This is a genomic window from Sphingomonas bacterium, from assembly GCF_028292945.1.
Lineage (GTDB): Bacteria > Pseudomonadota > Alphaproteobacteria > Sphingomonadales > Sphingomonadaceae > Sphingomonas.
In genome coordinates this window covers 12,559-36,806 of record NZ_JAQGLJ010000120.1, presented here as the reverse complement: position 1 = coordinate 36,806, position 24,248 = coordinate 12,559, and the positions used below count along the sequence as shown (strand labels likewise).

At 68.6% G+C, this 24,248-nt stretch carries 23 protein-coding genes; 12 read left to right on the top strand and 11 right to left on the bottom strand.

The features are described 5' to 3' along the window. Positions 1-137: 137 nt before the first annotated feature. Positions 138-1,058 carry a neutral zinc metallopeptidase gene (locus JWN21_RS12735; protein WP_299650735.1) on the bottom strand — a complete coding sequence of 307 codons (921 nt, stop codon included), beginning with the start codon at positions 1,056-1,058 and terminating at the stop codon, positions 138-140. 105 nt (positions 1,059-1,163) lie between these two features. On the opposite strand from JWN21_RS12735, the gene JWN21_RS12730 reads away from it, so the two are divergent. After that, positions 1,164-1,949: a 3-hydroxybutyrate dehydrogenase gene (locus JWN21_RS12730; protein ID WP_299650732.1), complete on the top strand. Its 786-nt coding sequence runs from the start codon at positions 1,164-1,166 to the stop codon at positions 1,947-1,949. Here the strand turns inward: JWN21_RS12730 and JWN21_RS12725 are convergent. From JWN21_RS12725 to aceA, 3 genes are all read right to left on the bottom strand, one after another. After that, positions 1,946-2,560, bottom strand: coding sequence for a hypothetical protein (locus tag JWN21_RS12725; protein ID WP_299650729.1), 615 nt, complete (start codon positions 2,558-2,560; stop codon positions 1,946-1,948). The genes JWN21_RS12730 and JWN21_RS12725 overlap by 4 nt on opposite strands. A 96-nt stretch (positions 2,561-2,656) precedes the next feature. Next, a complete protein-coding gene (locus JWN21_RS12720) occupies positions 2,657-2,842 on the bottom strand; it encodes a hypothetical protein (protein ID WP_299650726.1) in 186 nt (61 codons plus the stop codon). Then, positions 2,839-4,122, bottom strand: a complete 1,284-nt coding sequence (aceA, locus tag JWN21_RS12715) for an isocitrate lyase (RefSeq protein ID WP_299650723.1) — start codon at positions 4,120-4,122, stop codon at positions 2,839-2,841. Before aceA ends, JWN21_RS12720 begins: the two co-directional genes overlap by 4 nt. Before the next feature lie 201 nt (positions 4,123-4,323). On the opposite strand from aceA, the gene JWN21_RS12710 reads away from it, so the two are divergent. Continuing rightward, complete coding sequence (locus JWN21_RS12710) at positions 4,324-5,730, top strand: short-chain fatty acyl-CoA regulator family protein (protein ID WP_299650720.1); 1,407 nt, start codon at positions 4,324-4,326, stop codon at positions 5,728-5,730. Between the two features lie 156 nt (positions 5,731-5,886). On the opposite strand, the gene JWN21_RS12705 is transcribed toward JWN21_RS12710, so the two are convergent. The 4 genes from JWN21_RS12705 to JWN21_RS12690 all read right to left on the bottom strand — a co-directional run bounded on the left by JWN21_RS12705 (position 5,887) and on the right by JWN21_RS12690 (position 7,851). After that, positions 5,887-6,144 carry a hypothetical protein gene (locus JWN21_RS12705; RefSeq protein WP_299650717.1) on the bottom strand — a complete coding sequence of 86 codons (258 nt, stop codon included), beginning with the start codon at positions 6,142-6,144 and terminating at the stop codon, positions 5,887-5,889. A gap of 81 nt (positions 6,145-6,225) precedes the next feature. Then, the gene (locus JWN21_RS12700; protein ID WP_299650715.1) at positions 6,226-7,203 is read right to left on the bottom strand and encodes an aldo/keto reductase; all 978 of its coding nucleotides are present in this window, start codon (positions 7,201-7,203) and stop codon (positions 6,226-6,228) included. Further along, complete coding sequence (locus JWN21_RS12695) at positions 7,200-7,370, bottom strand: hypothetical protein (protein WP_299650712.1); 171 nt, start codon at positions 7,368-7,370, stop codon at positions 7,200-7,202. The genes JWN21_RS12700 and JWN21_RS12695 overlap by 4 nt, the downstream gene beginning before the upstream one ends. Before the next feature lie 136 nt (positions 7,371-7,506). After that, positions 7,507-7,851, bottom strand: coding sequence for a hypothetical protein (locus JWN21_RS12690; RefSeq protein ID WP_299650709.1), 345 nt, complete (start codon positions 7,849-7,851; stop codon positions 7,507-7,509). 92 nt (positions 7,852-7,943) lie between these two features. Here JWN21_RS12690 and JWN21_RS12685 point away from each other — a divergent pair, with 92 nt between their 5' ends. The 4 genes from JWN21_RS12685 (at position 7,944) to metH (ending at position 13,835) form a co-directional block, all read left to right on the top strand. Continuing rightward, a complete protein-coding gene (locus JWN21_RS12685) occupies positions 7,944-8,921 on the top strand; it encodes a metalloregulator ArsR/SmtB family transcription factor (RefSeq protein ID WP_299650706.1) in 978 nt (325 codons plus the stop codon). Then, positions 8,918-9,859 (top strand): methylenetetrahydrofolate reductase [NAD(P)H], encoded by a 942-nt coding sequence (gene metF, locus JWN21_RS12680; protein ID WP_299650704.1) that lies wholly within the window; start codon positions 8,918-8,920, stop codon positions 9,857-9,859. Before JWN21_RS12685 ends, metF begins: the two co-directional genes overlap by 4 nt. A gap of 147 nt (positions 9,860-10,006) precedes the next feature. Then, on the top strand, positions 10,007-11,053 hold the full coding sequence (locus JWN21_RS12675) for a homocysteine S-methyltransferase family protein (protein ID WP_299650702.1): 1,047 nt from the start codon (positions 10,007-10,009) through the stop codon (positions 11,051-11,053). Positions 11,054-11,168: 115 nt separating this feature from the next. Continuing rightward, the gene (metH, locus tag JWN21_RS12670; RefSeq protein WP_299650698.1) at positions 11,169-13,835 is read left to right on the top strand and encodes a methionine synthase; all 2,667 of its coding nucleotides are present in this window, start codon (positions 11,169-11,171) and stop codon (positions 13,833-13,835) included. Positions 13,836-13,942: 107 nt separating this feature from the next. On the opposite strand, the gene JWN21_RS12665 is transcribed toward metH, so the two are convergent. Next, positions 13,943-14,089 carry a hypothetical protein gene (locus JWN21_RS12665; protein WP_299650695.1) on the bottom strand — a complete coding sequence of 49 codons (147 nt, stop codon included), beginning with the start codon at positions 14,087-14,089 and terminating at the stop codon, positions 13,943-13,945. Between the two features lie 246 nt (positions 14,090-14,335). Here JWN21_RS12665 and JWN21_RS12660 point away from each other — a divergent pair, with 246 nt between their 5' ends. Continuing rightward, positions 14,336-15,256: a right-handed parallel beta-helix repeat-containing protein gene (locus JWN21_RS12660; protein WP_299650692.1), complete on the top strand. Its 921-nt coding sequence runs from the start codon at positions 14,336-14,338 to the stop codon at positions 15,254-15,256. A 39-nt stretch (positions 15,257-15,295) separates the two neighbouring features. Here JWN21_RS12660 and JWN21_RS12655 read toward each other — a convergent pair whose 3' ends face one another. After that, the gene (locus JWN21_RS12655; protein WP_299650689.1) at positions 15,296-16,915 is read right to left on the bottom strand and encodes an alkaline phosphatase family protein; all 1,620 of its coding nucleotides are present in this window, start codon (positions 16,913-16,915) and stop codon (positions 15,296-15,298) included. Between the two features lie 86 nt (positions 16,916-17,001). Between JWN21_RS12655 and JWN21_RS12650 the strand changes: the two genes are divergently transcribed. From JWN21_RS12650 to JWN21_RS12630, 5 genes are all read left to right on the top strand, one after another. After that, positions 17,002-18,990, top strand: a complete 1,989-nt coding sequence (locus JWN21_RS12650; RefSeq protein WP_299650686.1) for a thioredoxin family protein — start codon at positions 17,002-17,004, stop codon at positions 18,988-18,990. 16 nt (positions 18,991-19,006) lie between these two features. Continuing rightward, the gene (locus JWN21_RS12645) at positions 19,007-19,609 is read left to right on the top strand and encodes a redoxin domain-containing protein (protein WP_299650683.1); all 603 of its coding nucleotides are present in this window, start codon (positions 19,007-19,009) and stop codon (positions 19,607-19,609) included. A gap of 283 nt (positions 19,610-19,892) precedes the next feature. Next, positions 19,893-21,371 carry a circularly permuted type 2 ATP-grasp protein gene (locus JWN21_RS12640; RefSeq protein ID WP_299650680.1) on the top strand — a complete coding sequence of 493 codons (1,479 nt, stop codon included), beginning with the start codon at positions 19,893-19,895 and terminating at the stop codon, positions 21,369-21,371. 154 nt (positions 21,372-21,525) lie between these two features. Beyond that, complete coding sequence (locus JWN21_RS12635; protein WP_299650677.1) at positions 21,526-22,461, top strand: alpha-E domain-containing protein; 936 nt, start codon at positions 21,526-21,528, stop codon at positions 22,459-22,461. A gap of 160 nt (positions 22,462-22,621) precedes the next feature. After that, positions 22,622-23,428 (top strand): transglutaminase family protein, encoded by an 807-nt coding sequence (locus tag JWN21_RS12630; protein ID WP_299650674.1) that lies wholly within the window; start codon positions 22,622-22,624, stop codon positions 23,426-23,428. Positions 23,429-23,459: 31 nt separating this feature from the next. Here JWN21_RS12630 and JWN21_RS12625 read toward each other — a convergent pair whose 3' ends face one another. Next, positions 23,460-24,236, bottom strand: coding sequence for an arginyltransferase (locus tag JWN21_RS12625; protein ID WP_299650671.1), 777 nt, complete (start codon positions 24,234-24,236; stop codon positions 23,460-23,462). Between the last annotated feature and the right edge of the window lie 12 nt (positions 24,237-24,248).

Here is a 24,248-nt window from a genome sequence, read left to right as displayed (position 1 = left end):
CCCGCCGGAGGCGTTCGCCCTCCGGGGAGCGTTGCGCTTAGCGGCACTCCCCCAGCGATGCAACATGCGCTCTGGCAGGTCTCGACGACCCGTCGTCGCCGGACCATCCACCATCCTGCCGCCCCTTGAGCCGCAGTTTAGATCGCCCCGCTGAACGTATCGCACTGTGCCGGGTCGCCGCTCCGCAGGCCACGCTGCAACCACCGCTGCCGCTGCTCGGAACTGCCGTGGGTGAAGCTCTCCTGGTTGATGTTGCGGCCGCTTTGACCCTGCAACCTGTCGTCTCCAATCGCGGCAGCGGCGGTCATTCCTTCTTCGACATCGCCCGGCTCCAGTCGCTGGCGGTTCTGCGCGGCCCAGACGCCGGCATAGCAATCGGCCTGCAGCTCAAGCCGCACGGACGCGGCGTTACCCTCCGCCCGGCTCGACGAGCGCTGGATCTGCTGCACACGCGCCGAGGCGCCGGTCAGCGTCTGGATGTGATGGCCGAACTCGTGAGCGACCACATAATATTGGGCGAAGTCGCCCGCCGCGCCGAACTTGGTGGCGAGCTCGTTGAAGAACGTGGTGTCGATATAGATGCCGCGATCCAGCGGGCAGTAGAACGGGCCCATTGCGGCCTGCGCGGCGCCGCAGCCGGACTGGCCGTTCCCGTCGAAGAACTGTAGCGATGGTGCCTCGAAGCGCTGCCCCGCCTGGGCATAGAGGGCCTCCCACGTGTTCTCGGCGGATGAGAAGGCGTTGCAGGTCGCGCGTCGCGCCGGGTCGGTCGAGCAGATCGCCGCCGCGCCGCCGCCTTCTGCCGACGCGGAGCGGGTCGCCACCTGCGGCGTTCCGCCCATCCCCACCATGCTGCCGAGGCCACCCAACCCGCCGCCGAACACCGCCATCACGATCAGCAGGACGATGATCCCACCGCAGCCGAAGCGGCTGGCGATCAGTGGCAGCAGGCCCATCAGCAATCCGCCGCCGCCGCCCCCGCCAAAGCCGCCAAAGCCGCCGCCGCGGTCGCTTTGGGAGCCGACGTTGATGTTGGGATCGAAGTCGTCGAGACGCATGGCGGTTACCCTCAGCCGTTACGGAGGTGCAATGCTTTGGGGCACGTCCGGGTTGCACGGCCCCGTGAGCGACGCCAAAGCACGGCGATAAAGAAGGACTACCCTATGTTTCTGCGCGGCAAGACGGCCATTGTGACGGGCTCCACCAGCGGGATCGGCCTGGCGATCGCGCGCGGGCTGGCGGCGGAGGGCGCCACCCTCGTCATCAACGGGTTTGGCGAGGCGGACGCGATCGAGCACGCGCGCGGTGGGCTGGCGGACTCAAGCGGGGCGCAGGCGTTGTACGATGCGGCCGACATGTCCCAGCCCTCACAGATCGCGGCGATGGTCGATCGGGTGGTGGCTTCGACTGGCTCCGTCGACATCATCGTCAACAATGCCGGCATCCAGCATGTCGCACCGATCGCCGATTTTCCGGTCGAACGATACGATGCGATCATCGCGATCGTGATGTCCTCCGCCTGGCACCTCGCGCGCGCAGCACTGCCGCACATGCGGGACAAGGGGTGGGGCCGGATCGTTACCACAGGCTCCGCGCACAGCCTGGTCGCGAGCCCGAACAAGTCGGCCTATGTCATGGCCAAGCACGGGCTGGCAGGGCTGACCAAGACGCTAGCGCTGGAGGCGGCGACCAGTGGCGTGACGGTGAACATGGTGTCGCCGGGCTATGTCTGGACACCGCTGGTCGAGAACCAGATCCCCGATACGATGCGCGCACGCGGGCTGACGCGCGAGCAGGTGATCGACGACGTGCTGCTCGCAGCGCAGCCGACCAAGCGTTTCGTCACGCCGGAGGAGGTCGCCGCGCTGGCGGTGTATCTGTGCCGCGACGAGGCGCGGTCGATCACCGGCGCGAACCTGTCCGTGGACGGTGGCTGGACGGCCGCCTAGGGGGCAGGGGCGAGCCCCCTGGCAGGCGCGGGCATGAGAGCGGGTGACGCCAGCGGCGGCAGTGTCGCGAGGTATGCCTTGCCGTTCTGGTTGATCTTCGTGACCCGCGCCGCGTTGGCCGCCTGAACCGCGAGCAGGTATGAGCGCGGCTTCTTCATCAGCTTGGGATAATCGAGGCGGGAAAGGCCGACGGCACGCGCCGCCTCCTTGACGAAGTGAACGCAGTTGCGGCCGTTTAGGCGGTAGGTGGCGTCGCCGGTCTTCTCACTCCACCCGGACACCAGCGCCAGCAGCTGATTATATTGCGCATCGGTCAGCACCATCGAGAACTGCGCATCGCTCGACGCGATGTAGGACGGCTTCAGCGGCTCGACGCGGCCAGGAACGGCGCCGAACAGGATGGCGGGCGAGATCGTCCTCGCGGTGAAGCCATAGGTGGTGTCGACGGCTGGTCCGCCAGCATCCGGCACGCCGCGCACGGACACGAAGGCATGCGGAAAGCTGTTGCCGAATTCATGGCTCCAGAAGGTGACCGTGACCGCCGCCTGCGCCGGAATGGCGAGGCCGATCAGGAGCAGAAAGGCAGAGAAGAAGCCAATAAGTCGAGACATGATCGCTATTTAGATTTTTCACTTGCGTTCGGCTAGACTGCGCATGGCTCTACCCGCCGGCACCTCCAGGCGCCGGCGGGCAGACCGTTCGGCTGCTCAGCCAGCCCGTCCCAGCCGATGGTACAGCTGCGTGTACTGGCGCGAGCGGGTGTCGTCCTCGGGCATGTTGCGGATGTATTCGCCCACGGCTTCTTTCAACAGGTCGAAGTCCATCGGCGACAGAACGGCGCGGGGCCGGCCTCCATCGGTCGGGCGTTCGCGGGCGTCGATGTCGTCGCTCATGCTGCTTCCTTCCTGAACTGATCGGCCTCGGTCGACTCCGCGAGCGCGGTCGTCGAGCTTTCGCCGCCGGCGACGGCCTGCGCAACCAAGTCGAAATAGCCGGTGCCGACCTCGCGCTGGTGACGGGTCGCGGTGTAGCCCTTGCTCTCGCTGGCGAACTCGGCCTGCTGGAGTTCGGAATAGGCCGCCATGCCACGGTCGCGATAGCCGCTCGCCAGCTCGAACATGCCGTAGTTGAGCTGGTGGAAGCCGGCCAGGGTCACGAACTGGTACTTGTAGCCCATCGCGCCGATCTCGCGCTGGAACTTGGCGATCGTGTCGGCGTCGAGCTTCGCCGCCCAGTTGAATGAAGGCGAGCAGTTGTAGGCCAGCATCTTGTTGGGGAACTGCTTCTTGATCGCCTCGGCGAAGCGGCGAGCGTCGTCGAGATTGGGGTAGCTCGTTTCCCACCACAGCAGATCGGCATGTTCGGCAAAGGCCAGACCGCGCTTGATGCAATGGTCGACTCCGGAGCCGTCCTTGAGGCGGAAGAAGCCCTCGGCGGTGCGCTCGCCGGTCAGGAACTCGTGGTCGCGCTCGTCGACGTCCGACGTGATGAGCTTGGCGGACTCCGCGTCGGTCCGCGCACAGATCACGGTCGGCACGCCCGACACGTCGGCGGCGAGACGCGCCGCGTCGAGATTGCGAATGTGCGCCTGGGTGGGGATCAGCACCTTGCCGCCGAGATGGCCGCACTTCTTCTCCGACGCGAGCTGGTCCTCGTAGTGAACGCCGGCGGCACCGGCGGCGATGTAGGCCTTCATGATCTCGAAACAGTTGAGCGGGCCGCCAAAGCCGGCCTCGGCGTCGGCGACTATCGGTGCGAACCAGTCGCGCGTTGCACCGCCTTCGCTATGCTCGATCTGATCGGCGCGTTGCAGAGCGTTGTTGATGCGCTTGCACAGCTCCGGTCCGGCATTGGCGGGGTAGAGCGACTGATCGGGGTACATCGCGCCTGCGGTGTTGGCATCGGCGGCGACCTGCCAGCCGGACAGATAGATCGCCTTCAGCCCGGCGCGGACCATCTGCATCGCCTGGTTGCCCGTCATCGCGCCCAGCGAATGGACGTAATCCTCGGTGTTGAGCAGCTCCCACAGCTTGAGCGCGCCGCGCCTGGCGAGCGTGTGCTCGATCGGGACCGAGCCGCGCAGCTTCGCCACATCGTCGGGGGTGTAGGGCCGCTTGATGCCGTCGAAACGGCCAGCGGGGGCGGGGATCAGGTCTTCGAAGGTGGTAGCCATCATTGTCTTCCCATTTACAGCCGATCTGGAACAACGCGGCCGTGACACGAGAGACAATGACGGAAGTTCAATGGAAGTTCAGCCGTAAACGCCGCGGTATCGCGTATCCCTGTGGCCCGCCCGATACGTTCTTCTGTATTGCTGTAAATACTTTACAAAGGGTGCCGAAGCGAGTCGTAGCAGGCGAAAGGCGTGTAGGACATGGCAGAACGCAAGCTGATGGCCGGGCACGCGGTGCGGCGCGTGCGGCGGCAAGCGGGGCTGACGCAGGCGGCGATGGCGGAGGTGCTGGAGATCAGCCCCAGCTACCTCAACCTGGTCGAGCGCAATCAACGGCCGGTGTCGGCGGGGCTGCTGGTGCGGCTGGCCGAGCGGTTCGACTTCGATCCGCGCCTGCTTAGGGCGGCAGAGCCGGGCGGCGGCGCGGATGCGATCCGCCGGCGGCTGGCCGATCCACTGTTCGCCGACCTGGAGATCGACCGCAACGAGGTGGCGGAATGGCTTGCGGCTGCGCCGGGCGGCGCCGAGGCGTTCGCGCGGGCGTTCGACCGGGGCGGGGCGGGCACGGAGCGGGCGGTGGAGGACAGCCCAGGCGGCGCGGTGCGGGGAGCGATCGAGCGGTGGCGAAACCACTTCGCGGACCTCGACGCCGGCGCGGAGGCACTGGCGGACGAGCTGCGGCTGGGCAGCGACGACCTGTACGGTGCGATCGCCGAGCGGCTGCGGGTGAAGCATCACCTCGCCATCCGCGTGCTGCCGGTCGACGTCATGCCCGACCTGCTTCGCCGCGTGGACCTGCACGCTCGCCAGTTGCAGCTGTCGGAACTGCTCGACCGCGCGTCGCGGACCTTTGCCGCCGCGTCGCAGCTGGCGCAGATCGAGGCGCGGGCTGAGATCGACGCATTGACCAAGGGCGCGGAGATCGCGGACCGGGGAGCGGAGCGGCTCTTTCGGCGGCATCTGGTCAGCTATTGGGCGGCGGCGCTGATGATGCCCTATGACCGCTTCCTGCGCGCATGCGAGGCGACGGGTTATGACGTCGAGCTGTTGCAGCGGCGCTTCGGTGCCGGGTTCGAGCAGGTGGCGCATCGGCTGACGACCTTGCAGCGGGTCGGTGCGCGCGGTTTGCCGTTCTTCATGGTGCGAGTCGATCGCGCGGGACAGGCGTCGAAACGCTATGCGGGCGGGAGCGGTTCAGCGCTGGCGGCGGCGGAGGGGCGGTGCCCGTTGTGGCGGCTGCACCATGCGTTCGACCGCCCGGGGGAGCTCGCCGTGCAGCTGGTCGAGTTGCCCGGCCCCGGATCAGTGTCAGCGGCAGGCGGAGAACGCTGGCTCACGATGGCGCGAACGGTGGTGCCGCAAGGTCGCCAGGTCGGCGCGGTGGCGGCGGAGTTCGCGGTCGGGCTGGGTGTCGAGGCGGGGCAGGCGGCCGGACTGGCGGCCGCGCGGGGAATCGATCTGGCTGGCGACGCGACGCCAATCGGGTTGGGCTGCGCGGCGTGCCTGCGGCCGGATTGTCCGCAACGCTCGCTGCCGCCGAGGGGGCGGGCGCTGCTGATCAACGAGCGCGAGCGCCGGGTGTCCGCGCTGACGTTCGCGGGGGATTAGGGGCTAAAGCGATGACCCTGGCGTCGGCTTCTCGACCCATTCACGAAACACGCGAATGGCTTGTGCCAGATCGAGGGGACCGCACGCCGCTTCGAAGCGATGACCGTTTACATAGGCAACCCACCCGCTGCCGAGCTTACCCAACGCCATCGGCCACTACAGGTGATCGGCAAAATATGGGCTAACGGTCTCGCCCGAGAGTAGCAGCGCCAGCGCGGCGACCAGGTCGAGAAGGGTGACGTGGAGCAGCACGACGGCATACAGGCAGAAGGTCCATTCCACCTGCCCGCGCAAGCCGAAGATCGCCCACCAGGTCTGCGCCAGCACCAGCAGCAGCATCGCAGCGCGAAACAGTGCGCGCCAGTAGATCGTGGTGCGCGCCCGCGCGACGAGCAGCCCGCGGATGCCCTGCAACAGCTCGGTCGCGGCGAGGCCGATGATGATGGAAAACAGGACCGCGATTGAAGGCGTCGGCGGTCGCCATCGCGCGTACGTTCAGCAGCCCGCGGTGGACAGGCGGGCGAGCTGGTCCTCGCTGAGCTCCAGCGTCATGGCGGGCAGCAGTTCCTTCAGCTGCGCGACGGAGGTGGCGCTGGCGATCGGCGCGGTGACGCCGGGTTGGGCGATCAGCCAGGCAAGCGCGATCTGGGCGAGCGTTGCGCCGGTGTCGGCGGCGATCGCGTCCATCGCGGCGAGCATGGCCGCACCCTTGCCGGTCAGCAGCTCGGCCATGCGACCGCCGCGGACGCTCTGCTTCAGGTCGGCTTCGGACCGGTATTTGCCGGTGAGAAAGCCGCTGGCGAGTCCGTAATAGGGGACGACCCCGATATTCTCCTGCACGCAATAGGCCTGCAGCTCGCCTTCGAACTTTGCGCGGCTGACGAGATTGTACTCGGGCTGAAGCACGCCGATGCGGGGCAGGTCGCTGCCGTTCGACAGATCGACCGCCGATCTGAGACGAGCGGCGGAGAAGTTGGAGGCTCCGACGACGCGAACCTTGCCGGCCGTGACCAGCTTGCCGAAGGCGGCAAGATAGTCCTCCTGCGCGACCTCCTCATCGTCCTGGTGCGCAAAATAGACGTCGATGCGATCGGTGCCGAGCCGCTGGAGCGAGGCCTCGCAGGCCGCGGCGATGCGGGCGGGCGCGAGCGTTGCGCCGCCTTCGCCGGGCAGCATTCCGACCTTGGTGGCGATGAGCACGTCGTCACGCCTGCCCGACGCCTTCAGCCACTCGCCCAGCACCGCTTCCGACTCGCCGCCACGATGACCCGGCACCCAGGCGGAATAGACATCGGCGGTATCGATCATCGTCCCGCCTCCCGCGACGAACGCGTCGAGCACCGCGAAGCTGGCGGCGCGATCGGCGGTCCAGCCGAACACGTTGCCGCCGAGCACCAGCGGGGAAAGCTCAAGGTCGGTCGAGCCCAAGCGACGAAGTCGGCCTTCGGCCTCGGGCCGGCGATGGGGGATCATGGCTGCGCCTCATTGGTGGTGACTTCGTCGAGATCGACGGCGTTGGCGTCGAGCATCTCGGCCGCCTCGTTCAGCTGCTGCTCGTCGTCGGCGGTGAGTCCGCCAGGCTGAGGATCGGGGTCCGGCGAGCAGGCGGCGAGGAGGAGGGCGAGGGGGAGGAGGCGCATGGACGAAGCTTACGCCCGACCTCCTCCTTCGTCACCCGGAACTTGTTTCAGGGTCCGTGCGATCACTGCCGGATGCACGCGACGCTCCCGAGCCGCGTGGATGCTGAAACAAGTTCAGCATGACGGCGCGGTCGCGTCACCGCTCCAGTTCGTTGCCGAGCGCCTGGAGGCCGCGACCGGCTTCGCGTCGCGCATTGTCGGTCGCGGCGCCGACATGGTCGGCGGCATTGTCGAGCGCGGTGCCGGCGTCTTCCAGCGCCGCGTCTGTGCGGGCACCCGCCGAGTCAGCAGCGTTCTCTCCCGCGTCGATCGCCTGTTCCACGGCGGCGTCGACGTCGTCGACCGCATTCCGTGTGGTGGCGGACACGTCGGCGGCGGCGGCGTTGGCGTCCGCGGCGGTGTCGTTGTCGACGGACACGGTGCAGGCGGACAGCGCCAGCATGGCAGCGAGCGTGAGGGGGGCGAGCGCGGCAAGCTTCATCGTTTCACTCCAGAACAGATCGCGGGCCTAACGCAGGTAAGTCGGAACAGGTCCGATTGACGTCATATAAAGAATTCTTTATATGATCGTTCGTGACCGTAGCTCTCGAAGTCTTCCGCGCGCTCGGCGACGCGACCCGGCTGCGGATCGTGCAGCTGGTGCGGCGCATGGAGCTGTCGGTGGGCGAGCTGGCGCAGGTGCTGGGGCAAAGCCAGCCGCGCGTATCCCGGCATGTGAAGATCCTGTGCGACGCAGGGCTGCTGACGCGGCGCAAGGAGGGCAGCTGGGTGTTCGTGGCGCTCGGCCGGCCCGACGCGGTGCACCCGGTGGCGGCGGCGCTCGACGGCTGGGCCGGTCCGGACGGCGCCGGGGATCACTGGGCGGTGGCCGATAGCGCGCGATTGCAGGCGGTGCGCGCGGATCGCGCCGGGGCGGCGGCGGCGTGGTTCGAGGCGCGCGCAGGCGAGTGGGACGCGATCCGCTCGCTGCACGTGGCCGAGGAGCAGGTCGAGGCGGCGATGCAGGCAGTGCTCGGCGCCGGGCCGTTGGGAGCGCTGGTCGACATCGGCACCGGGACCGGACGCATGCTGGAGCTGTTCGGCGGTCAGGCTGAAAGTGCGCTGGGTGTCGACCGTTCGTCGGAGATGCTGCGGCTGGCCCGCGCCAAGCTGCAGGATCGCGCCGAGCTGCGCCAGGCCGACCTGTACGCGCTGCCGCTGGCGGACGGGGCGGCGGACGTCGCCATCCTGCACCACGTGCTGCACTTCGCGGCCGATCCACCCGCCGCCATCGCGGAGGCGGCGCGGGTGCTGGGGCGTGGCGGGCGGCTGCTGATCGCGGATTTCGCGGCGCACGACCGCGAGGAGCTGCGCCTGCGCGACGCGCATGTGCGGCTCGGCTTCGACGATGCGCAGGTGGCGAGCTGGTACGCGGCGGCGGGACTCGCCACCGTGCGTACCGAAACGCTGGAGGGCGGAGAACTGACGGTCAAACTGTGGCTGGGTCGCAAGTCGGTTGCGAGCAGGGTCGAGAGGCAAGGCGTTCGGTTGAAGGAGGTGCGAGCAGCATGACGCTATCGGTAAACCAGCTGGCGGAGGCACAACGGGCGCTCGCGACGCCGCTCTATGCCGATGTCGGCGGCGATCTCGAGGTGTCGTTCGAATTCTTCCCGCCCAAGAACGAGGCAATGGAGGCGCAGCTGTGGGACGCGGTGCGGACCCTGGAGCCGCTTGGTCCGCGCTTCGTGTCGGTCACCTATGGCGCGGGCGGATCGACGCGCGAGCGGACGCACGCGACGGTGGCGCGTATTCAGCGCGAGACGTCGCTCGCGGCCGCCGCGCATCTGACCTGCGTCGAAGCGACGAAGGACGAGATCGATCGTGTCGCGCAGGAATATTGGGCGGCGGGCGTGCGGCATATCGTGGCGCTGCGCGGCGATCCGCCGACCAAGGGGGCGAGCTATGCCTCGCATCCGGGCGGGTACGAGAACGCCGCCGATCTGGTCGCCGGGCTGAAGCGGCTGCATCCGTTTGAGGTTTCGGTATCGGCTTATCCCGAATGCCACCCGGATTCGACCGACGCGGCGGCGGACCTGGACAATCTGAAGCGCAAGCTGGACGCAGGTGCGAACCGCGCGATCACGCAGTTCTTCTTCGAGCCGGAGACGTTCTTTCGCTACCGCGACGAGCTGGCGGCGGCGGGGGTCGATGCGGAGATCGTGCCGGGAATCATGCCGGTGATGAACTTCGCCAGCGTCAAGCGAATGGCTGCCATGTGCGGCACAGCGGTGCCGGCGTGGATGGCGCGGCTGTTCGAGGGGCTGGACGACCACCCCGCCGCGCGCCAGCTGGTCGCGGCGACGGTGGCGGCCGAGCTGTCGCGGCGGCTGTATGCGGGTGGGGTGAAGCAGCTGCACTTCTACACGCTCAACCGGGCTGAGCTGGCGTATGCGATCTGCCACCTGCTGGGGGTGCGGGCGCGGCAGAAGCAGGAAGCGGTGGCTGCCTAAATTCCTCCCCGGGACGGGGAGGTGGCAGCCCGAACGGCTGACGGAGGGGGCTCTCCGCCAGCGCACGATCCTCTCGGAGAGCCCCCTCCGTCACGCAGGCTTCGCCTGCGCGCCACCTCCCCGTCCCGGGGAGGATCGAGGTCTGACATGACACCACGCGAACAATTTATGGCCCAGGCGGCCGAGCGCATCCTGATCACCGACGGGGCGTTCGGGACGGAGATCCAGAACTGGCGGCTGGACGAGGCCGCCTATGCGGGCGAACTGGGGCTGGGGCACGACCAGAAGGGCAACAACGACATCCTGGCGCTGACGGCGCCGCACGTGCCGGCGTCGATTCACCGCGCCTATTTCGAGGCCGGTGCCGACATCGCCGAGACCAACACATTTTCCGCCAACCGGATCAGCCAGGCCGATTATGGCGCCGAGCATCTGGTGCGCGCGATCAACGTCGAAAGCGCGCGGATGGCGCGTAATGTCGCCGACGAGTTCGCCGCGCGCGATGGGCGGCCACGGTTCGTCGCGGGAGCGCTGGGACCGACCAACAAGACGCTGTCGCTGTCGCCGGACGTCAATGACCCGGGCTATCGCGAGATCGACTTCGACTTCCTGAAGGATGTCTATCGCGAGCAGATCGACGCCCTGGTCGAGGGCGGGGTCGACTTCGTGCTGATCGAGACGGTGTTCGACACGCTTAATGCCAAGGCCGGCATCATGGCGGCGATCGAGGCAGGCGAGGCGCTGGGTCGCGACCTGCCGATCATGCTGTCGATGACGCTGACCGACCTGTCGGGGCGCAACCTGTCCGGACATACGGTGGAAGCGTTCTGGCACGCGGTGCGCCATGCGCGGCCGCTGACCATCGGGCTGAACTGTTCGTTCGGCGCCGAGCAGTTGCGACCGCACGTTCGCACGTTGAGCGACCTGTGCGATACGCTGATCATGGTCTATCCGAACGCCGGACTGCCCAACGAGCTGGGCGAATATGACGAGCAGCCCGGCACGACCGCCAAGCTGGTCGGCGAGTGGGCCGATGCCGGTCAGGTCAACGTGCTGGGCGGATGCTGCGGATCGACGCCCGCGCATATCGCCGCGATGGCGGAGCGCGTACGGGGGCTGCCGCCTCGGCAGGTGGCGGTGCCGGCGGTGCGGACCAGGCTGGCCGGGCTGGAGCCGATGACGATGGCGGCATGATCCAAGCTCCCCTCCCGCTCGCGGGAGGGGTCGGGGGTGGGGCTGACACGCTCCCCTACTCGACATGCCCACCCCCAGCCCCTCCCGCAAGCGGGCGGGGAGTTGAGAAGAACCAATGAACTCCTCCTCCTTCGTCAACATCGGCGAACGCACCAACGTCACCGGTTCGGCGGCGTTCAAGAAGCTGATCATGGCGGGCGACTATGCCAAGGCCGTCGAGATCGCGCGCGCGCAGGTCGAGAACGGCGCCCAGATCGTCGACGTCAACATGGACGAGGGGCTGCTCGACGCCGAGCACGCGATGACCACCTTCCTCAAGCTGATCGCCGCCGAGCCTGACATCGCGCGGGTGCCGGTGATGATCGACAGCTCGAAATGGAGCGTGATCGAGGCAGGGTTGAAGTGCGTCAGCGGCAAGCCGATCGTCAATTCGATCAGCATGAAGGAGGGCGAAGCTCAGTTCCTGTCGCAAGCTCGCGCATGCATGGCCTATGGCGCGGCGGCGGTGATCATGGCGTTCGACGAGACAGGCCAGGCGGACACCGAGGATCGCAAGGTCGAGATCTGCGGGCGCGCCTATGACCTGCTGACCGGCATCGGCTTTCCGCCCGAGGACATCATTTTCGACCCCAATGTGTTCGCCGTCGCCACCGGGATCGAGGAGCACAACAACTACGGCGTCGACTTCATCAACGCCTGCCGCCGGATCAAGGAACGCTGCCCTCACGTCCATATCTCGGGCGGGCTGTCCAACCTGAGCTTCAGCTTTCGCGGCAACGAGCCGGTGCGGCGCGCGATGCATTCGGTATTCCTGTTCCACGCCATCCCGGCGGGGCTGGACATGGCGATCGTCAATGCCGGCCAGCTGGATGTTTACGACACGATCGACGCGGAACTTCGCACGGCGTGCGAGGATGTGGTGCTCAACCGCGATCCAGAAGCCGGCGATCGGCTGGTGGCGCTGGCGGAGAAGTATCGCGGCACCGACGCGGTGGCGGAAAAGGCGGCGGCGGAATGGCGGAGCCTGCCGGTGACGAAGCGGCTGGAATATGCGCTGGTCAAGGGCATCGACATGCACGTCGTCGACGATACCGAGGAGTGCCGGCAACAGTTCGCCCGCCCGATCGAGGTGATCGAAGGGCCGCTGATGGACGGGATGAACGTCGTCGGAGACCTGTTCGGCACCGGCAAGATGTTCCTGCCGCAAGTGGTTAAAAGCGCGCGCGTTATGAAAAAGGCGGTGGCGCACCTGCTGCCCTTCATCGAGGCGGCGAAGGAGCCGGGCGCGCGCGGCAAGGGCCGGATCGTGATGGCGACGGTCAAGGGCGACGTCCACGACATCGGCAAGAACATCGTCGGCGTGGTGTTGCAGTGTAACGGCTTCGAGGTGATCGACCTTGGCGTCATGGTGCCATGGTCGCGCATCCTGGCGGCGGCAAACGAGAACGATGCGGACATGATCGGCCTGTCGGGGCTGATCACGCCCTCGCTCGACGAGATGGTGACCGTCGGCGAGGAGATGAGCCGCGCCGGCATGACGATGCCGCTGCTGATCGGCGGCGCCACCACCTCCAAGGTTCACACGGCGTTGCGGATCGCGCCCGCCTATGCCGGGCCGGTGGTTCATGTGCTCGATGCGTCGCGTGCTGTCGGCGTGGCGACGACACTGGTCAGCGACACCGGGCGCGATGCCTATGTGGCGGGGGTCGCCGCGGACTATCAGGCGGTGCGCGATGCGCGCGCGGCCAAGGCGCCGAACGCGCTGCTGCCACTCGCCGATGCGCGCGCGAAGGGGTTCGTGGCGGACATGGCGCTGAAGCCGCATGCGCCGTTGCAGCCGGGGCGGCACCAGTTCGACGGCTGGGATCTTGGCGAGCTGCGCGCGGTGATCGACTGGACGCCGTTCTTCCGCGCGTGGGAGCTGGCGGGGAACTACCCGGCGATCCTGGAGGACAAGGTGGTCGGGGAGAGCGCGCGGGGCCTGTTCGCGGATGCCAACGCGATGCTGGACCGGATCGTGCGGGAGAAGTGGCTGACGGCGAAAGGCGTGGTGGGGTTGTGGCCGTGTCGGCGGGATGGCGACGATGTGCTCCTGTTCCCGTCCCGCTCGCGGGAGGGGCTAGGGGTCGGCCTGTCCGCATCCGGTCTGACAGGCCCGCCCCCGACCTCTCCCGCGAGCGGGAGGGGAGAAGAAGTGCGCCTCCCCTTTCTCCGCCAGCAGATCGCCAAGCGGGAAGGGCGGGCCAACATGTGCCTTGCCGATTTCGTCGATCCGGCGGGCGACTGGCTCGGTGGGTTCGCGGTCGGCATCCACGGCATCGAGCCGCATCTGGCCGCGTTCAAGGCCGCGCATGACGATTACAACGACATCCTGCTCAAGGCGCTGGCGGACCGGCTGGCGGAGGCGTTCGCGGAGGTGCTGCACCGGCATGTCCGCACGCATCTGTGGGGCTATGCGGCCGGCGAACAGCTGACCAACGAAGCGCTGATCAAGGAGCAGTATCGCGGCATCCGCCCCGCGCCTGGCTATCCGGCGTGCCCGGAGCATTCGCTGAAGACGGTGCTGTTCGACCTGCTGGATGCGGAGGCGACCGGGCTGACGCTGACGGAGAGCTTCGCGATGCTGCCGACCGCGGCGGTGAGCGGCTTCTATTTCGGCCATGCGCAGGCGGAGTATTTCGGCGTCGCGCGGATCGGGCCGGATCAGGTCGCGGACTATGCGGAGCGGCGGGGCGTGGATGTGGCGCAGGCGGAGCGGTGGCTGCGGCCGAACCTGGACTAGCTCTACGTCACCCTGAACTCGTTTCAGGGTCCATGCGCGACGCCAGACCCTTAGCGATTGGCTCGCGTCGGGCATGGATGCTGAAACAAGTTCAGCATGACGAACGGCTACTTGTGACCGCCGTGGCCGGCGTTCTGGCCGTCGGTGCCCTTGCCGTCGTTCTTCAGGCTGTTGTCCTGCTTCTTGTTGCCGCCTTCGCGCTCGGCATGGCTGTCGGTCTTGTGGAAATCGCCCTTCTTCTTGTGATCGGTCATGTGCTTGCTCCTTCGGCGGTAGAACGCGTTGCGGCCGACACATATCCCTCCGCGACGGAAGTCGGGGTCCAGCCCGCGGCGCGGCCGGCCGGGCCCCGGCGTCCGCCGGGAGGGCTCGTTCCGTGCCGTTTCGGCGCATGTCGGCGTGCCGGTAAGCAGTTGCGGTGTCGCCAGAGCACCTTAACCTTCTATCCGGCTGGTCCCCCGGGCCATCCACTCGCATCGCTGATCCGAAAAGGATTCTTCATGCGCTCCCTCATCCTCGTGCTCGCCCTCGCAACCCCCGCCGCCGCCCAGCAATCCGCGCCGTTCGTCGTCGCCGAAACCGGCCAGGGCTTCTCCCGCCTGCAGGAGGCGGTGTCGTCGATCCGGCTGGGCACGGGCACGATCCTGATCGCGCCGGGGACCTATCGCGACTGCGCGGTGCAGGCGGGCGGCTCGATCACCTTCCGCGCGCGGCAGGCCGGTACGGCGGTGTTCGAGCGCACCGCGTGCGAGGACAAGGCGGTGCTGGTGCTGCGCGGCGCGCGCTCGACGGTGGATGGCCTCGTGTTCCGCAACATTCGTGTGCCGGACGGCAACGGCGCAGGAATCCGCACCGAGATCGGCGACCTGACGGTCACCAACTCGATGTTCCTCGACAGCCAGGAGGGCATTTTGGGCGGCCATCCGGCGCAACGGATCAGCATCGACCGCTCGACCTTTTCCGGTCTCGGCCAATGCCACGAGACCGAGAACTGCTCGCATTCGATCTATCTGGCGCCGGGCGGCCCGGTGACGATCACCAACTCGCGCTTCGAGCGCGGGCGCGGCGGGCATTATGTCAAGGTGCGCGGGCCGCGCGTGACGATCCGCAACAACAGCTTCGATGACAGCGGCGGCACGCGGACCAACTACATGATCGACCTGCCGGAGGGCGCGCAGGGGCTGATTGCGGGCAACAGCTTCGTGCAGGGCAAGGGCAAGGAGAACAGTTCCGGCCTGATCGTCGTCGCGGCGGAGCGACGTACGCATCCGAGCACCGGCCTGCGGATCGAGGGCAACGATGCGCGGCTGGCGCCGGGCGCGCCGGGCAATCCGGCGTTCGTGGCGGATCTGTCGGGGGACAGGCTGGCGGTGGGAAGCAATAGCCTCGGCGCCGGGATACGGATGTTTGAACGGCGATGAATTCAGCCCTCCCCGGCTTCCGCCGGGGAGGGGCTTGGATCAAGGCTTACACGTATCACCCGCGCCCGGATCGAGGTCCAGGCACCGTCCGTCCACGCCCGGAATCGGCAGCCCGACCCCCGCCGCCAGCGTCGGCGCGATGTCGACCGTCTCGACCGACAGCGGCTGTTCGAACCCCGTCATCCCCTTGCGCCAGAAGATCAGCGGCACGCGGCGATCATAGTCCCACGGCGAGCCGTGCGTCTCGACATAGCCCGGCCCGGGCGTCGGGATCGGCGTGACGCGCGGGCGGAACAGCAGCAGCATGTCGCCCGAGCGCTCCGGGTCGAACGAGGCGCGTGCGCGCTCGGCGAGCGTCCAGTTCTCCGGTGGTCCCGACGGCAGGGGTGTCGCGGCGACCTGCGCGCGGGTCAACGCCGCGGCGACCTGGGGATGCGCGCGGAACCGGGCCAGCGCCTCGCGCTCGACACGCGCGCGGTCGGCCGGCGACAGCGCCCGGTCGATGTGTACGTCGTTGTCGGCGGCGATCAGGACGCGGCCCTGCAGCCCCAGCTTCGCGCCGATCTCCTTGGCGAGCGTGCCGATCGACAGGTCCGTCGAGAGCCGCGCGGCGGTCGGCATGGCGCGCTGCTGGTGACGCTCGGTGACGTCGTGCGCACCGTGATCGCCGGTCAGCACGACCTGATAGTCGAGCCCCCAGCCGTCCAGCGTGTCGAAGAACGCGCCCAGCATCTGATCGAGCTGGTCCATCTGGATGCACATCTCGCTGCCGCCGGTGCCGAAGCTGTGGCCGACATAGTCGGTCGCGGACAGGCCGATCGCGATCAGGTCGGTCTGCGCCGCCTTGCCGAGCCGCATGTCCTGGATCAGCCCCGCGGCGAGGCCCAGCACCGCGGCGTCGGACGCCGGCGAGGCGCGGAACGAGCGGGCATCGCCCGCCGCGCGCGCGAAGCGGCCCTGGCCCAGCGAGAGCGCACCGACCTGCACGGGGCGATCGGCGGGCGCGCACCAGCCGGGCAGCGGCAGCGCCGCCTGCGGCTGCGCAAGCAGCGCGGCGACGGCGGCGCGGGTGCGCTCCACCACCGGCGGCGCGACGCGGCCGGCATAGCTGACGAAGTCCTTGTCCTTCCACCACCACAGCTCGTCGATGCGATGGCCACCCATCATGATCGCGGCGCGGTCCTTGCCCGCGACGGCGACGACGCGGGTGGCGGCGTTGGCCTGCTTCATCCGCTCGCCCAGCGTCGGCACCTTCAGATGCTTGTCCGACGCGGTGTAGTTGCTGGAGGTCGAGCCGGGCACGGACTCGTCCTCCGCGCAATAGACGAGCTTGTCCGATCGGGCGACGGACTGGTCGACCCATTGATTGGCGATGATCCCGGTCCGAGCGGGACGATAGCCGGTGAGGATGGTGGAATGGCCGGGGCATGTCTCTGTCGCGGCATGGCCTTGATAGGCTGACGGGAACACCGCGCCGTTTAGCAGCTGGGCGAAACCCCGCTCGAAGCGGTTGCGGTACTGCGCGAAGAGATCGGCGGACAGCTGGTCGACCGAGATCGCCACGATCAGCTTCGGCTTGGTCGGAATGGGTCGGGCGACCTGCTGGGCGACGGCAGGCACCGCGGTGGCGAGAAGCAGGGCGGCGAACACATGGCGCATGGACAAGTCCTTGGGGTCGGGCGTCGCCCACGCTATGAGCGGGCGATGGGGTTTGAGCAATGATGCGTGCGCTGCTTAGCATGCTGATGACGTGGTTATTGGCGGGCGCGGCGGTGGCGCAGACGCGGCATGTCGCGATCGAGCTGGTGGCCGAGACGGTACGGCCGGCGGCGGGATCGAGCGTGACGCTCGCCTTCGCGTCGACCCCCGAGCGCGAGTGGCATGGCTATTGGATCAACGGCGGCGATGCGGGTGTGCCGACGGTGGCGACGTGGACGCTGCCGGCGGGGGTCACGGCGGGGCCGCTACAGTATCCGGTGCCGGGGCGGCTGCTCGTCTCCGGGCTGATGAACTATGTCTACGAGCGGCCCTATGCGCATCTGGTCGAGCTGCGCGTGCCGGCGGGGCTGGCGGCAGGGACGCGGCTGCCGGTGCGGGTGGCTCTCGACTATCTGGTGTGCACGGTCGAGATCTGCGTGCCCGAGAAGCAGACGCTTACGGCCGAACTGACGGTGGGGGACGGCGCGATCGAACCCGCGACGCGGGTCCGGTTCGACGGGTGGCGCCGCGCGATGCCCAAGCCGCTCGGGTCGCGCGCGAGCTTCGCGGCGGCGGACGGGCGGTTCCGGTTGGCGGTGCCGTTCCCGGCCGACGCCACGCTGGGCGAAGCATATTTCTTCCCGCTGGTGGGTGGTGCGATCGATTACGCGGCGCCGCAGGTGGTGACTCGCGACGGTGACCGGCTGATCGTGGAAACCAAGGCGGCGACGATCGGCACGCCGCCCGCGACGCTGGACGGCGTGCTGTCGACGGGGGAGGGGCAGGGTTTCGCGCTGCGCGCCGTGCCGGGCTCGATTGCGCCACCGACGGGGGGTGGCGATCTAAGCTGGCGCGCGGCGCTGATCGCGTTTGCGGGCGCGGTGCTGGGTGGGTTGCTGCTCAACATCATGCCGTGCGTGTTCCCGATCCTGAGCCTCAAGGCGCTGAGCCTCGCGCGATCGGGCGCTGACGCCAAGGCGGCGCGGAGCGAGGCGTTGGCTTATACCGGTGGCGCGGTGCTGGCGTGTCTGGGGCTGGGCGTCGCCATCCTGGCCCTGCGCGCGGGCGGCAACGCGGTCGGCTGGGCGTTCCAGCTGCAGGACCCGCGCGTCATCGTCGTGCTGCTGGCGCTGACGGTCGGCATCGCGCTGAACCTGTCGGGGCTGTTCGAGGTGCCGACGCCGCGCTTCGCCAGCGAGAACGGCGCGGGCGGGGCGTTCGCGACCGGCGCGCTGGCGGCGTTCGTGGCGACGCCGTGCACCGGCCCGTTCATGGGCGCGGCCCTGGGCGCGGCGCTGGTGCTGCCGACCGTCGCCGCGCTGGCGGTGTTCGCGGGGCTGGGGCTGGGGCTGGCGCTACCGTTCTTGGCTGTCGGTTTCGTGCCGGCCCTGCGGCGGCGGCTGCCCAAGCCGGGTGCGTGGATGGAGCGGTTCAAGCGCGCCATGTCGGTCCCGATGTGGCTGACCGCGCTGGCGCTCGCCTGGGTGCTGGGACGGCAGGCGGGGGTCGACGCGATGACCTGGGGCCTGGGCGCGGCGTTGCTGGTCGGCTTCGCGCTGTGGCTGGCCGGTCGGCGACAGGCGCGCGGACTGGGCGCGGGCATGGCGATGACGGCGGCGCTGGTGCTGGCGATCGGCGCGGCGGCGGGGGTGCCGCGCGAGGCACAGGCGGTAGCGGGCGCTCCAGCGAAGGGCGACGAGGCGTTCTCCGAGACGCGCCTTGCAGCCCTGCGCGCCGAGAACCGGCCGGTGTTCGCCTATTTCACGGCGGACTGGTGCCTCACCTGCAAGGTCAACGAGGCGGGCGCGATCGATCGAGCGGCGGTGCGCGCGGCGTTCGACACCGGCAAGGTGGCGGTGCTGGTCGGCGACTGGACCGATGGTGACGCCGATCTGGGCCGGTTTATCGAGCGTCACAATCGTGCGGGCGTGCCCCTGTATTTATGGTATGCACCGGGTGCGTCGGCACCGCAGGTGTTACCGCAGGTATTGACGCCAGGTATGTTGACCGCCCTTGCCGCGGAATGGCGGCGCTGAAGGGGAGCTGGAGATCATGCGTCCCCCGATCGTTCTCGCTGCCGCCGCCGCACTGTTCGCCGGCCCCGCTGTCGGCCAGCAGGCGACCAACGCCGCCGCCGGCAATTTCCGCCTGACCGACGCCACCGGCAAGGCGGTGCAGCTGGCGGACTACAAGGGCAAGACGGTCGTTCTCGAGTGGAACAACCCCGACTGCCCCTTCGTGAAGAAGCACTATGCCGGCAACATGCAGCGGACGCAGGCCGCCGCGCGCAAGGACGGCGTCACCTGGCTGACGATCAACTCGAGCGGGCCGGGCAAGCAGGGGCATGTGACGGGCGCACAGGCGCGGGCCTATGTCGCCGGCGCGAAGGCGCAGCCGACCGCGTACCTGCTCGATCCCGAAGGCCGCGTCGGCAAGGGCTATGCGGCGAAGACCACGCCGCATCTGTACGTGATCGATGGCAAGGGCACCCTGCGCTATCAGGGCGGGATCGACGACAAGCCGACCGCCGACGTCGCCGACATCGCCGGCGCGCGCAATCATGTGCTCGCGGCGCTGGGCGAGCTGAAGGCGGGCAAGGCCGTGTCGGTGGCGGAGACGCGGCCGTATGGGTGTTCGGTGAAGTACGCTTTGTAGCTCGGTCCGCCTTCCGCTCAACTCGTCACCCCGCGCAAGGGAGGGGCCCCATCCCGCCCGCGTGCGGACCAGCGACAAGGGTGAGGCGATGGGTTCCCGCGTTCGCGGGGATGACGAAGATGGCGGCGGGTAACGATGAGCAGGCTGCTCAGGCGCGTGCCCTCAGCCTGCTCGCTTCGCGAGCTGTCCCTCTCCCGCTCGCGGGAGAGGGTTAGTAGGGCTTGCATCCGCTCTCGCCGCGCCGCAGCATGGAACCTAGGTGGGAAACGAGGGTATAAGCTGGGTGAGTAAAGCGCCGGCGTTTGACGAAATTCGTGACCGTACCGGCGGCGGCTTCGACGCGGTCGCGCAGTGGCTGGAGGCGACGCCGGGCGAGGAGCTGCGGCGGCGACAGGCATCGGCGGAAGCGACGTTCCGGCAGCTGGGCATCACCTTCGCGGTCTATGGCGACAGCGACGCGGCCGAACGCATCATTCCGTTCGACATCGTCCCCCGCGTCTTCCTGCCCGACGAATGGTCGCGGCTGTCGGAGGGGCTGGTGCAGCGGGTGGAGGCGATCAACGCGTTTCTCGACGACATCTATGGCGCGCAGAAGATCCTCGCCGACGGCGTGCTGCCGACCGACCTGGTGCTCGGCAATGCGCAGTTCCGGCCCGAGGTGCATGGCATGCGCAGCCCCCACGGGGTGCGCGCGCACATCTGCGGGATCGACCTGGTGCGGACCGGACCCGACGATTTCTGGGTCCTGGAGGACAATGCGCGCACCCCGTCGGGTGTCAGCTACATGCTCGAGAACCGCGAGGCGATGCTGCGGCTGTGCCCCGAGCTGTTCCGCCAGCTGCGCGTCGCGGCGGTGGACAGCTATCCCGACGCGCTGTTGCAGACGATGCAGTCGGTCGCACCGAAAGGCGGCAGTTCCAAACCGGTGTGCGTCGTGCTGACGCCGGGGCACTTCAACTCGGCCTATTACGAGCACAGCTTCCTCGCCGATTCGATGGGGATCGAGCTGGTCGAGGGCGCGGACCTGCTGGTCGACGACGACGTGGTGTGGATGCGCACCGTGCAGGGGCGCGTGCGCGTCGACGTGATCTATCGCCGCATCGACGACGACTTCCTTGATCCGCTGGTCTTCAGGCCCGACAGCGCGCTGGGGGTGCCGGGGCTGATCGCGGCCTATGCGGCGGGCAACGTCGCGATCATCAATGCGCCCGGCAATGGCATCGCCGACGACAAGGCGATCTATAGCTACATGCCGGAAATCGTGCGCTATTATTCGGGCGGCGAGGCGCGGTTGCCGAATGTCGAGACGTGGCGGTGCCGAGAGCCGGAATCGCTGCGCTATGTGCTCGAGCATCTGGACGAAGTGGTGGTCAAGCTGGTCGACGGATCGGGCGGGTACGGCATGCTGGTCGGGCCGACCGCCAGCAAAGCGGAGATCGAGGAGTTCCGACTTGCGCTGGTGGCGGAGCCGCACCGCTATATCGCGCAGCCGACGCTGGCGCTGTCCACCGTGCCGACCATGGCGGACGCGGGGTTGGCACCGCGCCATGTCGATTTCCGCCCCTTCGTGTTGAGTGGCGCGAAGGGGGTGCAGGTGGTGCCGGGCGGGCTGACGCGGGTGGCGCTGCGCGAGGGCTCGCTGGTCGTGAACTCCAGCCAGGGTGGCGGGACCAAGGACAGTTTCGTGCTGATGAACGAACCGCGCATGCGACAGTCGCAGAGCATGGGCGGGATGACGCAGAGCCAGGGGATCGGGTCTTGAGGGGGCAAAGTGGCCGGCACCCCTTGCTCGTCCCCGGCGGAAGCCGAAGCCCCGTATCGGCGCACCGCGCCGATCGACGCTGCGGCGTCGCTTTTTGCTTCAGCTGGGCCCCGGCTCTAGCCGGGGAGCGGCTTCAGGGAGCGGCGGCAATCCTGTGCTGAGCCGCACCGCATCCGCGCTGTACTGGCTCGGCCGCTACTTCGAGCGGGCGGACTTCGTCGCGCGGCTGGTGGAGGCGACGGCGCGGCTCGATACGCTGTCGTCGCGGCCCGCGGGCGAGGCGGCGTGGCTGTCGGCGCTGGCGGTGACCGATCAGGAGGCGACGTTCGCCGGCACCGGCGCGTCGGCGGGGCAGATGGAGGTGGCGAGCTTCCTCACCGTCGACGCCGCCAATCCAGGATCCGTCGTCGCCTGCCTGGAGAAGGCGCGACAGAATGCAAAGGCGGTCCGCACCGCGCTGACGCGCGAGGCATGGACCGCGATCAACCGCGCGTGGCTGGCGTTCGCCAAGCGACCCGACTCGGACGAGCTGGCCGATACGCTGCAGCTGGTGGAGGCGGTGCAGAACGAGTGTCGCGGATTCGAAGGCGCGGTGCATCGCATGCTGCGCAACCAGGCGACCTGGTTCATTCGGCTGGGTTCGGCGGTCGAGCGCGCGGACAACACGGCGCGGCTCGTCGACGTCAAATATCACCTGCTGCTGCCCGAAGGAGAGAAGGTCGGCGGGTCGCTGGATCGCGATCAGTGGACCACGATCCTGCAGACCGTGTCGGCGGTAACCGCCTATCGCTGGCTGTATTCCGACGGACTGACGATCGCCAACGTGGTCGAGCTGCTGCTCGCGCGCACGGAAATGCCGCGCAGCCTGGCGGCGTCGGCCGATGAGGTGGTGGAGGTGCTGGGTCAGCTTGCCAAGCACACCGGCCGGCACGGCGAAGCCGACCGGATGGCGCGGCTGCGCGCGAGCCGGCTAGCGCGGACGCGGTCGCGCGAGGTGATCGCGGCCGGGCTGCACCAGTATCTACAGGCGTTCATCGACGAAAACGCGCAGCTGCACGGCGCGATCGGCCGGCAGTTCACGTTTTCATGATGGGACATATCGCTTCAATCCTCCCCGGCACGGAGAGGGGGACCGCCGGCGCAGCCGACGCGGGAGGGGGCAGGCCTCGTGGAAGGCCGCGTGTGGATAGCCTCCTCCTCCGTCACGCGCTTCGCGCGCGCCACCTCCCCAAAAACGGGGAGGATTGACGGTGCGCCTCTCCGTCGACCACCGCACGACCTATCGGTTCGCGTTGCCGCAGGCGCGCGTGGTGCAGCTGTTGCGGCTGACGCCGGGCAACAGCCACGACCAGACGGTCGCGTCCTGGCAGGTGCATGTCGATTGCGACGCCCGCATGCGCGAAGGCCGCGACGGTTTCGGCAACCAGGTGACGATGCTCTATGCCGAAGGACCGCTGACCACCGTCGAGATCGCGGTGCATGGCGAGGTGCTGACCAGCCATTCGGCGGGGTGCGTGCTGGGCGTGGCGGAGCCGCTGCCGCCGGCGCTGTTCCTGCGCGAGACGCCGTTGACCGCGTATGACCGCGACGTTGCGGCCTGGGCGCAGGAGGCGGCGGCGGAGCATGACCCGGTCGCACGGCTGCACGCGCTCAACCAGGCGCTGCATGCGCGCTTCGCGATCGACCGGGGGCGCGGCGATTCCGGCACGACCGCGTCGGTGGCCTGGACGCGTGACAGCGTCACGCCGCGCGCCCTGGCGCAGATTTTCTGCGTCGCCGCACGATCGCTGGGAACGCCGGCGCGGTTCGTGTCGGGCTATCACCTGTGGGAGGTCGATGGAGAGCACCATCCCGCCCCCCATGGATGGGCGGAGGCGCACGTCGCGGGGCTGGGGTGGATCGGCTTCGATCCCACCACCGGACGCTCACCGGAGGAGGAGTATGTGCGGGTCGCGGTGGCCCTTGACGCAGCCGGGGCCGCACCGGTGGCGGGGTCGCGCCTGGGGCGGGGGGCGGAGGAGCTCGAGGTGGATGTGACGGTATCGAGGGAGGAGTAGGAGCAGAGGGAGGGCTCTACGTCCTGCTGCGTTACGCCAGCGCCGGCACCTTCTCCTCCACCGGCTCAAGCTCGCGGTCGGTCATCAGCCGCCAGCCGGCGGGGCCCAGCACCTCGATCGGGCGATACCGGACCTTGTAGGCCATCCGGCTCGACCCTCTGATCCAATAGCCGAGATAGACATAGGGCAGCCCCGCCTCGCGGGCGTGGGCGATGTGGTCCATGATGATGAAGTTGCCGAGCCCGGGCCGGTCCGCCGCTTCGGCGTCGAAGAAGCTGTAGATCATCGACAGGCCATCGGCTTGCCGATCTGTCAGGCAGGCGCCGATCAGCTTGCCGCGACGTCCGTGCGCAGCCGGCTCGCGATATTCGAACAGCGTCGAATTGACCGGGGATCGCTCGACCATGTCGGCAAAGTCCTCCTCGTCCATGCCGACCATGCCACCGCCGGGATGACGGGCGGCGAGATAGCGGCGCAGCAGCTGGTACTGCTCGTCGGTCGCCCAGGGGCGGCAGGGCGTGACCTCGATATCCGCATGGCGCCTGAGCAGCTTGCGTTGCGTGGCGTTGGGCTGGAAATCCGGCGCGACGACGCGAACCGACACGCAGGCGACGCAGCCTGCACAGCTGGGGCGATAGGCGACACCCTGCGAGCGCCGGAAGCCGATCCGGCCGAGCGCGTCGTTGAGCTCGGTCGCGTGCACGCCGTTCAGCTCGGTGAACACCTTGCGCTCCTGCTTGCCCGGCAGATACGGGCAAGGGCTGGGGCTGGTGACGAAGAAGCGCGGAAAGCGAAACGGCGCGGACACTCGCGAACTCCT